Origin of the sequence: Pseudomonas sp. GW460-12-10-14-TSB1 (genome assembly GCF_017349775.1) — a bacterium.
GTDB lineage: Bacteria > Pseudomonadota > Gammaproteobacteria > Pseudomonadales > Pseudomonadaceae > Aquipseudomonas > Aquipseudomonas piscium.
The window spans coordinates 34,450-47,047 of record NZ_JACNAC010000023.1 but is presented as its reverse complement, the minus strand read 5'-3'; the positions used below and the strand labels follow the sequence as shown (position 1 = coordinate 47,047).

The window sequence follows — 12,598 nt, the reverse complement described above, 5'->3', positions numbered from 1 at the left end:
CGTTTAACTGACGGTCAGCCACGCGAGAGAGCACGATGCCCCAAGCCGCCCAGATGTCTCCTGTTCCTGAAACCCAGGGGCAATCGTCGTCCGTAGAGCAGGCAAGCCGGCTTGGCCTTGAGCAGGCGTTCGCCTTGTTCAACCAGATGTCGAGCCAGCTTACCGACTCCTACAGCATGCTTGAGGCTCGGGTGACCGAGCTCAAGGGCGAACTGGCCGTGGTCAGCGCCCAGCGCATGCAGGAGCTGGCGGAAAAAGAGCGCCTGGCCAACCGTCTGCAAAACCTCCTCGATCTGTTGCCTGGCGGCGTCATCGTCATCGACGCCCAGGGCATTGTCCGCGAAGCCAACCCTGCCGCCTGTGACCTGCTGGGCCTGCCTCTCGAAGGCGAGCTGTGGCGACATGTGATCGCCCGTTGCTTCGCGCCACGGGAAGACGACGGCCATGAAATTTCCCTGAAGGATGGACGGCGGCTATCGATCGCCACCCGTTCTCTGGATGCCGAGCCAGGCCAGCTGGTGCTGCTCAACGATCTGACTGAAACCCGTCACTTGCAAGATCAACTGGCCCGTCATGAGCGCCTGTCGTCCCTTGGGCGCATGGTGGCGTCCCTGGCGCATCAGATTCGTACGCCGTTGTCCGCCGCGCTGTTGTACGCCAGCCACCTCACCGAGCAGGAACTGCCCGTCGCCACCCAGCAGCGCTTTGCCGGGCGGCTGAAGGAGCGACTGCATGAACTGGAGCATCAGGTCCGCGACATGCTGGTGTTCGCCCGGGGCGAGCTGCCGCTGACCGATCGCGTGACGCCCAAGGCGCTGCTGCAGTCGCTGCAGGCGGCGGCCCTGACCCATGTGCAGGACGTGCCCGTGCGCTGGCAGTGCGACAGCCATGCCGGCGAGTTGCTGTGCAACCGCGACACGCTGGTGGGGGCGGTGCTCAACCTGATCGAGAACGCCATCCAGGCCAGTGCCGGCCAGGTGCGCCTGAAAGTCCATATCTATACCCGTGGCAACAGCTTGCGGCTGTGTGTCAGCGATAGTGGCAGTGGTATCGATGCTGCGGTGCTGGCGCGCCTGGGTGAGCCGTTTTTCACCACCAAGGCCACGGGAACCGGCCTGGGGCTGACAGTCGTCAAGGCGGTGGCGCGTGCCCATCAGGGAGAATTGCTGCTGCGCTCGCGTCCTGGGCGCGGTACATGTGCGCTGGTGGTTCTGCCGCTGTTCTCCGGCGCTCAAGGAGTGGAGTGAAGGTAATGGCAATCAAGGTTTTACTGGTTGAAGATGATCGCGCCCTGCGCGAGGCCCTGGCGGATACGCTGCTGTTGGCCGGTCATGACTACGAGGCGGTCGGCAGCGCGGAAGAAGCGCTGGAGGCGGTGTCTGGCGAGTCGTTCAGCCTGGTGGTCAGCGACGTCAACATGCCGGGCATGGACGGTCATCAGTTACTGGGCCTGCTGCGTGCGCGCCAACCGCAATTGCCGGTCTTGCTGATGACCGCCCATGGCGCGGTCGAGCGTGCGGTCGAGGCCATGCGTCAAGGAGCCGCCGACTACCTGGTCAAGCCCTTCGAGCCCAAGGCCCTGCTGGATCTGGTGGCGCGACATGCTCTGGGTTGCCTGGGGGCGGTCGAGGGCGAAGGGCCGGTGGCATTCGAGCCGGCCAGTGCGCAACTGCTCGAACTGGCGGCGCGGGTCGCTCGCAGCGATTCCACAGTGCTGATCTCGGGCGAGTCGGGCACCGGTAAAGAGGTGCTGGCGCGTTACATCCACCAGCAGTCCCATCGCTCCAGCCAGCCCTTTATCGCCATCAACTGCGCAGCGATTCCGGACAATATGCTCGAGGCCACACTGTTCGGTCATGAGAAGGGCTCCTTTACCGGCGCCATCGCTGCCCAGCCCGGCAAGTTCGAACAGGCCGATGGCGGCACCCTGCTGCTGGACGAGATTTCTGAAATGCCCCTGGCCCTGCAGGCCAAGCTGTTGCGGGTGCTGCAGGAACGCGAAGTCGAGCGGGTCGGGGCGCGCAAACCAATTGCCTTGGATATCCGGGTGGTGGCGACCACTAACCGCGACCTGGCCGGCGAAGTGGCGGCGGGGCGGTTCCGGGAAGACCTTTACTATCGGCTGTCGGTATTCCCGCTGGCCTGGCGTCCGCTGCGCGAGCGCACCGCCGATATCCTGCCGCTGGCCGAGCGCCTGCTGGCCAAGCACGTCAATAAAATGAAACACGCTGCCGCCCGGCTGTCCGCCGAAGCGCAGGCGTGCCTGCTCGGCTATCCATGGCCGGGCAATGTGCGCGAACTGGATAACGCCATCCAGCGTGCGCTGATCCTGCAGCAGGGCGGCCTGATCCAGCCGGAAGATTTCTGCCTGGGCGGACCGCTGGCCTGTGCGCCGTTGCCGGCCATGGCGCCCGCCGTGGTAGCGGCGGCGCGTAGTGCGCCGGTGGAGGCCGAGGTGTCGCCGGTCGAGTCGGCGGGGGCCTTGGGCGACGATCTGCGGCGCCGGGAATTCCAGATGATCATCGACACCTTGCGGGCCGAGCGCGGCCGGCGCAAGGAGGCGGCCGAGCGCCTGGGTATCAGCCCGCGTACCTTGCGCTACAAGTTGGCGCAAATGCGCGATGCCGGAATGGATGTCGAGGCGTATCTGTTTGCAACATGAGTCGTTTAAGACTGAAGCCGTGCAGGCTTTTGTTCGGTGTCTCCGCGGAGCTGGCACCCTTGTTGCTAACACCTCACTAACCGCTGCGTGAGTGTCAAAAAATTGCGGGTCGTCGGAGAGAGTAGACCATGAGCCAAGGTATTGAATTTAATCGGTTGATGTTGGACATGCGGGCCATGCAAATGGACGCCATGGCCCAGCCAAAATCGGCCGCGGTGCCGCAGGTGAGCGGCAGCAGTTTTTCCGACATGCTTGGGCAGGCGGTGAACAAGGTCAACGACACTCAGCAGGCATCCAGCCAGCTGGCCAGTGCCTTCGAGATCGGCAAGAGCGGTGTCGACCTGACCGACGTGATGATCTCCTCGCAGAAGGCCAGTGTGTCCTTCCAGGCGTTGACCCAGGTGCGCAACAAGCTGGTTCAGGCGTACCAAGACATCATGCAGATGCCGGTTTAAGGACGAGATTGAGTCATGGCAGAAGCAGTCGCCGATAACGTACCGGCCAAGGCCACTCCGACAGAAGGCAAACCGCCGCTGTTCGGGTTGTCCTTTCTGGAAAACCTCTCCGAGATGACCATGTTGCGTCAGGTTGGCCTCATGGTCGGTCTGGCTGCCAGCGTGGCGATTGGTTTTGCCGTGGTGTTGTGGTCCCAGCAACCCGATTACCGTCCGTTGTACGGCAGCCTTGCCGGCATGGACGCCAAGCAGGTCATGGACACCCTGGCCTCCGCCGACATTCCCTACACCGTCGAGCCCAACTCCGGCGCCTTGCTGGTCAAGGCCGACGACCTACCGCGCGCGCGCCTCAAGCTGGCCGCTGCCGGCGTGGCTCCGGGCGACGGCAATATCGGTTTCGAGATTCTCGATAAAGAGCAGGGCCTGGGCACCAGCCAGTTCATGGAAGCGACCCGTTACCGTCGCGGCCTGGAAGGCGAGCTGGCGCGGACCATTTCCAGCCTGAACAATGTCAAGGGCGCGCGCGTGCACCTGGCGATCCCGAAAAGCTCGGTGTTCGTGCGCGACGAGCGCAAGCCTAGCGCTTCGGTGCTGGTCGAGTTGTATTCCGGCCGTTCGCTGGAGCCGGGCCAGGTGGTGGCCATCGTCAATCTGGTGGCGACCAGCGTTCCCGAACTGAGCAAGTCGCAGATCACCGTGGTCGACCAGAAGGGCAACCTGCTCTCCGACCAGGCGGAAAACTCCGAACTGACCATGGCCGGCAAGCAATTCGACTACAGCCGCCGCATGGAAAGCATGCTGACCCAGCGGGTGCACAACATCCTGCAGCCGATCCTGGGCAACGACCGCTACAAGGCTGAAGTGTCCGCCGATGTGGACTTCAGTGCGGTCGAGTCGACTTCCGAACAGTTCAACCCTGACCAGCCAGCCTTGCGCAGCGAGCAGTCGGTCAACGAACAACGCTCCAGCAGCCTGGGCCCGCAAGGCGTTCCTGGCGCCCTGAGCAACCAGCCGCCGGCGCCGGCCAGCGCGCCGCAGACCACCGGTGGTTCTACCGCTGCCGCCGGCATGGTGCAGCCAGGCCAGCCGCTGCTGGACGCCAACGGCCAGCAGATCATGGACCCGGCCACCGGCCAGCCGATGCTGGCGCCGTACCCCAACGACAAGCGTCAACAATCCACCAAGAACTTCGAGCTGGATCGCTCCATCAGCCACACCAAGCAACAGCAGGGTCGTCTGAACCGGCTGTCGGTGGCGGTGGTGGTGGACGATCAGGTCAAGGTCAATGCGGCCAACGGCGAAACCACCCGCGCACCCTGGAGCGCCGACGAATTGGCGCGCTTTACCCGCCTGGTGCAGGACGCCGTGGGCTTCGACGCCAGCCGTGGCGACAGCGTCAGTGTGATCAACGTGCCGTTCTCGACCGATCGCGGTGAAGTGATCGCTGACATTCCGTTCTACTCGCAGCCCTGGTTCTGGGACATCGTGAAGCAGGTCCTGGGCGTGCTCTTCATCCTGGTCCTGGTGTTCGGCGTGCTGCGCCCGGTGCTCAACAACATCACCGGTGGCGGCAAAGGCAAGCAACTGGCGGGGCTCGGCAGCGATGTCGAACTCGGCGGCATGGGCGGCCTGGATGGCGAACTGGCCAACGATCGCGTCAGCCTCGGCGGCCCGCAAAGCATCCTGCTGCCTAGCCCGAGCGAAGGCTATGACGCACAGTTGAACGCAATCAAGAGTCTGGTGGCAGAAGATCCGGGTCGCGTGGCCCAGGTCGTGAAAGAGTGGATTAACGCAGATGAGTGATAACCGAGCCGCTACCGCCAAACTGACCCGGGTCGACAAGGCCGCGATTCTGCTGCTGTCCCTGGGTTCCACCGATGCCGCGCAGGTGCTGCGCCACATGGGCCCCAAAGAGGTCCAGCGAGTGGGCGTGGCCATGGCGCAGATGGGCAACGTGCATCGCGAGCAGGTCGAGCAGGTGATGAGCGAGTTCGTCGACATCGTCGGCGACCAGACCAGCCTTGGCGTGGGCTCCGACGACTATGTGCGCAAGATGCTCACCCAGGCCCTGGGTGAGGACAAGGCCAACGGCCTGATCGACCGTATCCTGCTGGGTGGCAACACCAGCGGCCTGGACAGCCTGAAGTGGATGGAGCCGCGCGCCGTGGCGGACGTGATCCGTTACGAGCATCCGCAGATCCAGGCGATAGTGGTGGCCTACCTCGATCCGGACCAGGCGGGCGAAGTGCTCGGCAACTTCGACCACAAGGCGCGTCTGGACATCATTCTGCGGGTTTCCTCGCTCAATACCGTGCAGCCGGCCGCCCTGAAAGAACTCAACCAGATTCTCGAGAAACAGTTCGCCGGCAACTCCAACGCCTCGCGTACCACCCTGGGCGGTATCAAGCGCGCTGCCGACATCATGAACTTCCTCGACAGCTCGATCGAAGGCCAGTTGATGGACTCGATTCGCGAAGTCGACGAAGACCTGTCCGGCCAGATCGAAGACCTCATGTTCGTGTTCAACAACCTGGCCGATGTCGACGACCGCGGCATCCAGGCGTTGCTGCGCGAAGTGTCTTCCGACGTGCTGGTGCTGGCCCTCAAGGGTTCGGACGAAGGCGTCAAGGAAAAGATCTTCAAGAACATGTCCAAGCGGGCTGCCGAACTGCTGCGCGACGATCTCGAGGCCAAGGGCCCGGTGCGCGTCAGCGATGTGGAAACCGCGCAGAAGGAAATCCTCACCATTGCCCGCCGTATGGCCGAAGCCGGAGAAATCGTTCTCGGCGGGAAGGGCGGCGAAGAAATGATCTAAGGTCGCTTTATGTCGTCCAGCAGTGATGAATCCCACAGCGACCTGATTCGCGCTCGGGACGTCGGTGGTTTCGACGTCTGGGCGCTGCCCAGTTTCGACCCCCATGTCCCCGAGCCCGAGCCGGAACCGGTTGAAGAGCCGCCGGCGGAGATCGAGGAGGTGCCGCTGGAAGAAGTCCAGCCACTGACCCTCGAAGAGCTCGAGAGCATTCGCCAGGAAGCCTATAACGAAGGCTTCGCCACGGGCGAAAAGGAAGGTTTCCACAGCACCACGCTGAAGGTCCGCCAGGAAGCCGAAGTGGCCCTGAGCGCCAAGCTGGCAGCGCTGGAAACGCTGATGGGCAATCTGTTCGAGCCGATCGCCGAGCAGGACACCCAGATTGAAAAAGCCCTGGTCAACCTGGTGCAGCACATGACGCGCCAGGTGATCCAGCGCGAGCTGGCCATCGACTCCAGCCAGATCGAGCATGTCATGCGCGAAGCCCTCAAGCTGTTGCCGCTGGGCGTGGGCAATGTGCGCCTGTACATCAATCCGCAGGACTTCGCCCAGGTCAAAAGCCTGCGCGAGCGCCATGAGGAGAGTTGGCGCATCGTCGAGGACGAAGCCATGTTGCCGGGCGGCTGCCGGGTCGAGACCGAGCACAGCCGTATCGACGCGACCATGGAAACCCGGATCGCCAAGATCATGGACAAGCTGTCCGACCAGCTTCACGAGCAGGCTTTGCATCCCGCCGAATCGGACCTGAGCGTCGAACTGGGGGCCGCCACGGGCAAGCCCGCCGCGGATGTCGACCCTGTCGACCTCGCGCAGGACCCCGTCGATGCGCCTTGACCGCACCAGCTTCGGCAAGCGCCTGAGCAGCTACGCCGAAGCCACCGAACTGCCGAACCAGCCGATTCTCGAAGGCCGCCTGCTGCGCATGGTCGGCCTGACCCTGGAGGCCGAAGGCCTGCGGGCGGCCATGGGCACGCGCTGCATGGTGATCAACGACGACAGCTATCACCCGGTGCAGGTCGAGGCCGAGGTGATGGGCTTCTCCGGCAGCAAGGTGTTCCTGATGCCGGTCGGCAGCGTCACTGGTATCGCGCCGGGCGCTCGGGTCGTGCCGCTGGCCCATACCGGCCGCCTGCCGATGGGCATGAGCATGCTCGGCCGGGTCCTCGACGGCGCTGGCCGCGCGCTGGACGGCAAGGGTGGAATGAAGGCCGAGGACTGGGTGCCGATGGACGGTCCGACCATCAACCCGCTCAAGCGCGACCCCATCAGCCGGCCGCTGGACGTGGGCATTCGCTGCATCAACGGATTATTGACGGTGGGTCGCGGTCAGCGTCTTGGCCTGTTCGCCGGTACCGGCGTGGGCAAGAGTGTGCTGCTGGGCATGATGACCCGCTTTACCGAGGCCGACATCATCGTGGTCGGGCTGATCGGTGAGCGGGGCCGTGAAGTTAAAGAATTCATCGAGCACATCCTCGGTGAAGAGGGGCTCAAGCGCTCCGTGGTGGTGGCGTCGCCGGCGGACGATGCGCCGCTGATGCGTCTGCGTGCAGCCATGTACTGCACACGTATCGCCGAATATTTTCGCGACAAGGGCAAGAACGTCCTGTTGCTGATGGATTCCCTGACCCGTTTCGCCCAGGCCCAGCGGGAAATCGCCCTGGCCATCGGCGAGCCGCCCGCGACCAAGGGTTATCCGCCGTCGGTATTCGCCAAGCTGCCGAAGCTGGTGGAGCGCGCGGGCAACGCCGAGGCCGGTGGCGGCTCGATCACCGCGTTCTACACCGTGCTGTCCGAAGGCGACGACCAGCAGGACCCGATCGCCGACTCGGCCCGTGGCGTACTCGACGGGCACATCGTGCTGTCGCGGCGCCTGGCGGAAGAGGGGCATTACCCGGCCATCGATATCGAGGCGTCCATCAGCCGGGTCATGCCGGCGGTGGTGACCCCGGATCACATGACCCGCGCCCAGTATTTCAAGCAGCTGTGGTCGCGTTACCAGCAGGCGCGCGACCTGATCAGTGTTGGCGCCTATGTACCGGGTGGCGATCGCGAAACCGACGCCGCCATCTCGCTGCAGCCGTCGATGGTCGCCTACCTGCGCCAGGGGCTCAACGACAGCATCAGCCTGGGTGAAAGCGAAGCCCATCTGGAGATGGTTTTCGCTCCGGCGCCGGGCGGTTAAGCCGCCATGGCCAACAGCCGTGCCGCGCGTCTGGCGCCCGTGGTCGAAATGGCCGAAAGCGCCGAGCGCACCGCCGCCCAGCGCCTGGGGCACTTCCAGGGCCAGGTGCGCCTGGCGGAAAGCAAGCTGGGGGACCTGGAACGCTTTCGTGGCGAATACCAGCAACAGTGGATCGAGCGGGGCAGCGGTGGGGTTTCCGGCCAATGGCTGATGAACTACCAGCACTTCCTCAATCAGCTGGAAACCGCCGTGGGGCAGCAGCGGCAAAGCCTGGCCTGGCACCAGAACAACCTCAACCGCGCCCGGGAAGCCTGGCAGCAGGCCTATGCCCGGGTCGAGGGCTTGCGCAAGCTGGTGCAGCGCTACATCGATGAAGCCCGCCAACTGGAAGACAAGCGCGAGCAGAAGCTGCTCGACGAGTTGTCCCAGCGCCTGCCGCGCCAGGATCCGTACTGAGCGCCATCCCGTTCGTCGCCGCCAGGCGCTCGTCAGCGACGCTTCGGCGGTTCGGGTTGCCCATGTTTGTACGGGGTGCTAAACCTTGTACAGATTGCCAATCACAAGGAAGCGGTATCATGTCAGTCGTTACTGAAGTATCACCGGACGGGCAAAAACTGACGATTTCGATCAAGGGACGTTTCGATTTTGGCCGGCACCAAGAGTTTCGCGAGTCCTACGAGCACCTCAACAAAAAGCCCGACTCCATTGTGGTGGACCTGAAAGACGCCACCTACCTCGACAGTTCTGCCCTGGGCATGCTGCTGTTGCTGCGCGATCACGCCGGCGGCGACGATTCCGACGTGCGAGTGATCAACAGCAACTCGGACGTTCGCAAGATTCTCGCCATTTCCAATTTCGACAAGCTGTTCGACATCAGTTGATCGACATGCAGTCGATCGAGGCACCCCTGTGCGTGCTGATCGCCGAGGACGGCACGAGCGATCGCATGTTGCTGTCGAGCATCGTCCGGCGCCAGGGGCACGAGGTGCTGACGGCGAGTAACGGCGCCGAGGCGGTGGAGCTGTTCGTCCAGCAGCGCCCGCACCTGGTGTTGATGGACGCGATGATGCCGGTGATGGATGGTTTCGAGGCGGCCCGGCAGATCAAGCGCCTGGCTGGCGAGGCGCTGGTGCCGATCATTTTCCTGACCTCGCTCACCCAGAGCGAGGCGCTGGCGCGTTGCCTGGAAGCCGGCGGCGACGATTTTCTGGCAAAACCCTACAGCCCGGTGATCCTGGCCGCCAAGATCAAGGCCATGGATCGCTTGCGGCGCCTGCAGGAAACCGTGCTGCAGCAGCGCGACCAGATCACCCAGCACCATGACTACCTGCTCAACGAGCAGCGGGTGGCCAAGGCGGTGTTCGACAAGGTGGCGCATTCCGGGTGCCTGAACGCGCCGAATATCCGCTACCTGCAGTCGCCATACGCGCTGTTCAACGGCGACTTGTTGCTGGCTGCCTTTACCCCGACGGGCGACATGCATGTGCTGCTGGGGGATTTCACTGGCCACGGTTTGCCGGCGGCCGTGGGCGCGATGCCCCTGGCCGAGGTGTTTTATGGCATGACGGCCAAGGGTTACGGGCTGCCCGAAACCCTGCGCGAGATGAATGCCAAGCTCAAGCGCATCCTGCCAGTGGGCATGTTCTGTTGTGCGACGCTGCTGTGCCTGAGTTTCCAGCGGCGGGCGGTGGAGGTGTGGAACGGCGGCATGCCGGATGGCTACCTGCATCGCCTGGCAAGCGGAGAGCGGGTGCCGCTGGTGGCGCACCATCTGCCGCTGGGAGTGCTGGGTGCCGAGGCATTCGACGACCGCACCGAAGTCTTTCCCATGGCCCTGGGCGACCGGGTGTTCCTGTTGTCCGATGGGGTGATCGACACCTGCGACGCCAATGAGCAGTTGTTCGGTGTCGAGCGCCTGCAGCAGGTATTTGCCGCCAATCGCGAGCCGGACCTGTTGTTCGAGGAGATCCAGCGGGCCCTGAGCGAGTTTGGTGGCGATGCGCGGGACGATGTGAGCATGGTCGAGGTCAGTCTGCTCGAGGCCCGGCAGCTGACGCCGCCGGCGCTGGTGTACTCCGACAGCGGTCAGTCCTGCCCGCTGGACTGGTCGGTGAGTTTCGAGTATCGCGCCGCCACCCTCAAGCGTTTCAACCCTCTGCCTTACCTGCTGCAACTGTTGCTGGAAGTGCATGGCCTGCGGGCGCAGAGCGGGGCGCTCTACAGTGTGCTGGCCGAGCTGTATTCCAATGCCCTGGAGCATGGCGTATTGCGCCTGGACTCAAGCCTCAAGCGCGATGCCCAGGGGTTTTCCCGCTATTACCGGGAGCGCGCGGTACGCCTGGAAGCGTTGCAGGAGGGTTTTGTGCGGGTGCACCTGCAGGTGGAGCCCCAGGGTGCCGGCGGTCGTTTGCTGATCCGGGTCGAGGACAGTGGCAGCGGTTTCGATGTCGGGCGGGTGATGGCACGACCCGTCGATGGCGACCGCCTGTCCGGGCGCGGCGTCAGCCTGATCCGTCAACTCAGCCAGCGTGCCAGCTGGTCTGACGATGGTCGTAGTGCCTGCGTGGAGTTTTCTTGGGAGCCTCTGGCATAATTCGCCGATTCTTGATCAAGGAGTGAGCAAGTGGCTGAAATTCATCTGGATCACGAGGTGCTGAACGCATTGCAGGAAGTCATGGAGGATGAGTATCCGTTGTTGCTCGACACCTTCCTCTGCGACTCCGAAGAGCGTTTGCGCCAGTTGCACAAGGTCGACGACCCCCGTCAACTTGTCGCCACTGCCCACAGCTTCAAGGGCAGCAGCAGCAATATGGGGGCGATTCGCCTGGCCGAGCTCTGTCATCAGTTGGAGCAACGTGCCCAGGATTCGTCGTTGCGCGGTATCGAGCAGCTGGTGGGCGAGATCGATGGCGAATTCGCCATTGTCCGGCAGCTGTGCGAGCAGGAACGCCAGCGTTTTCACTGCTGAAAAAACCGCCGCAACCCAGGCTTTTCCCCGCGAGCCAGCAAAGCTGGCTCGACCTTTGCAGACAAGTCTCCCAACTGTACCTACGATCCCAGTGCAGCGGAGACCGTTTTCATGCCTCTTACCCCGAACATGCTGCTTCAGGCCGCCTCCCAGGCCAAGACTCAAGCGGCTTCCGCCACCCCCCAGGCAAGCGCCGCCGAGCCCGGGGATAAAGGCGCAAGCTTTGCCCGGGTGTTCGCCAAGGAAGCGCTCGGCAAGCCGGTAGCGGCCGCCGACGGCCCCATCAAGCCGGCTCGTGACAAGGGTGTCGAAGCCGCTGCCAAGGTGGATCCGGGCAAGGGCAAGACTGCCGTCCCCGAGCCGGCGGTTGCCGATAGCGGCAAAACCTTGCCTGCCGACAAGGCCGCTGCCAGTGACGACAAGGTCGCCGATGATCAGGCCGCGAGCAGCGATCAGGCGCTGGCCGACGGCGCGCCGGTCGACCCCACCCTGGATCCGGCGCTGATGCAGGCGACCCAACCGGTGCCATTGCCGGTGCCAGAGCCGGAAGTGGCGGCCGCGCCGGTTCCGGCACAGCCGCAAGTGCAGCCGCAAACACAGCCGGTTGCGCCGCTGGTGGCCAGTACCGTGGCGCCGGTGCCGGTCGACCCTGAATTCGATCCCGAAGCCGATCCGCTGGATGCGCTGCCGGCAGTGCGCCTGGCCATGGAGCAGGGCGGCCATGTCTCGGCTTCTAGCCAGGCGCCGAGCAAGGCGGCGCCGACTGTGACGACCGATGACGGGCCGACTTCGGCCCAGACCTTCGCCAGCGGCATGGCCAACATGCTGGACCTGCAGGTGGACAAGGACAGCACCGAGCAGAGCGGCGAAAAGGCCTTCAGCGGTCTGCTCGATGACGGTCTCAAGGACCTCAAGAGCGCTGCCAGCGACACTCGCGTCGATGATTTCGCCAACCGCCTGGCGGCCCTGACCCAGGCGGCCACGCCCAAGACCGCCAACGCCGTCCCGGTGAACCAGCCGCTGGCCATGCATCAGAGCGGCTGGACCGAAGAGGTGGTCAACCGGGTCATGTACCTGTCCAGCGTCAATCTGAAGTCGGCCGAGATCCAGTTGCAACCGGCCGAGCTGGGGCGCCTGGACATTCGCGTGAACATGGTGCCGGACCAGCAGACCCAGGTGACCTTCATGAGTGCCCATGTCGGCGTGCGCGAGGCCCTCGAAGGGCAGATGCATCGCCTGCGCGACATGTTCCACCAGCAAGGCATGGGGCAGGTGGACGTCAACGTCTCCGACCAGTCGCGCAACTGGCAGGGGGGGCAGGAGCAGGCCCAGCAGGGGCAGCATCGCAGCAACGGCACCAGCGCCAGTGGCGGGCGCCTGGATGGCGGGGATGAGGAGTTGTCGCCGAGCGTCGCCGAAGTCGCCGCCAGTACCAGCACGGTCATCGGCACCAGCGCCGTCGACTATTACGCCTGACCCGCTTCGGGCGTCATTGAACAGAAGATCGCCAGTCGCGTGA

Annotated in this window: 12 protein-coding genes; all 12 read left to right on the top strand. The window is 64.2% G+C overall.

The genetic code is table 11. The features are described 5' to 3' along the window. Positions 1 to 53 precede the first annotated feature (53 nt). Entirely contained in the window at positions 54 to 1,247 is a 1,194-nt protein-coding gene (locus J4D52_RS15475) for a PAS domain-containing sensor histidine kinase (RefSeq protein ID WP_164485796.1), read from the top strand. 5 nt (positions 1,248 to 1,252) lie between these two features. Then, positions 1,253 to 2,662, top strand: coding sequence for a sigma-54 dependent transcriptional regulator (locus J4D52_RS15470; protein WP_063429008.1), 1,410 nt, complete (start codon positions 1,253 to 1,255; stop codon positions 2,660 to 2,662). Between the two features lie 128 nt (positions 2,663 to 2,790). After that, complete coding sequence (fliE, locus tag J4D52_RS15465; RefSeq protein WP_007922633.1) at positions 2,791 to 3,117, top strand: flagellar hook-basal body complex protein FliE; 327 nt, start codon at positions 2,791 to 2,793, stop codon at positions 3,115 to 3,117. A 15-nt stretch (positions 3,118 to 3,132) separates the two neighbouring features. Continuing rightward, a complete protein-coding gene (gene fliF / locus J4D52_RS15460) occupies positions 3,133 to 4,920 on the top strand; it encodes a flagellar basal-body MS-ring/collar protein FliF (RefSeq protein ID WP_102676213.1) in 1,788 nt (595 codons plus the stop codon). Beyond that, positions 4,913 to 5,932: a flagellar motor switch protein FliG gene (gene fliG, locus J4D52_RS15455; RefSeq protein ID WP_007922630.1), complete on the top strand. Its 1,020-nt coding sequence runs from the start codon at positions 4,913 to 4,915 to the stop codon at positions 5,930 to 5,932. The genes fliF and fliG overlap by 8 nt, the downstream gene beginning before the upstream one ends. Positions 5,933 to 5,941: 9 nt before the next feature. Continuing rightward, complete coding sequence (fliH, locus tag J4D52_RS15450; RefSeq protein WP_053277961.1) at positions 5,942 to 6,763, top strand: flagellar assembly protein FliH; 822 nt, start codon at positions 5,942 to 5,944, stop codon at positions 6,761 to 6,763. Next, on the top strand, positions 6,753 to 8,111 hold the full coding sequence (gene fliI, locus J4D52_RS15445) for a flagellar protein export ATPase FliI (RefSeq protein WP_063429012.1): 1,359 nt from the start codon (positions 6,753 to 6,755) through the stop codon (positions 8,109 to 8,111). The genes fliH and fliI overlap by 11 nt, the downstream gene beginning before the upstream one ends. Positions 8,112 to 8,117: 6 nt before the next feature. Then, positions 8,118 to 8,567: a flagellar export protein FliJ gene (gene fliJ, locus J4D52_RS15440; protein WP_063429015.1), complete on the top strand. Its 450-nt coding sequence runs from the start codon at positions 8,118 to 8,120 to the stop codon at positions 8,565 to 8,567. 119 nt (positions 8,568 to 8,686) lie between these two features. Continuing rightward, a complete protein-coding gene (locus J4D52_RS15435; RefSeq protein WP_025805198.1) occupies positions 8,687 to 8,992 on the top strand; it encodes an STAS domain-containing protein in 306 nt (101 codons plus the stop codon). Positions 8,993 to 8,997: 5 nt separating this feature from the next. Then, positions 8,998 to 10,704 (top strand): fused response regulator/phosphatase, encoded by a 1,707-nt coding sequence (locus tag J4D52_RS15430; protein ID WP_063429016.1) that lies wholly within the window; start codon positions 8,998 to 9,000, stop codon positions 10,702 to 10,704. Between the two features lie 30 nt (positions 10,705 to 10,734). After that, on the top strand, positions 10,735 to 11,079 hold the full coding sequence (locus J4D52_RS15425) for an Hpt domain-containing protein (RefSeq protein WP_025805201.1): 345 nt from the start codon (positions 10,735 to 10,737) through the stop codon (positions 11,077 to 11,079). Between the two features lie 111 nt (positions 11,080 to 11,190). Continuing rightward, positions 11,191 to 12,555 carry a flagellar hook-length control protein FliK gene (locus J4D52_RS15420; protein ID WP_102676214.1) on the top strand — a complete coding sequence of 455 codons (1,365 nt, stop codon included), beginning with the start codon at positions 11,191 to 11,193 and terminating at the stop codon, positions 12,553 to 12,555. Positions 12,556 to 12,598: the final 43 nt, after the last annotated feature.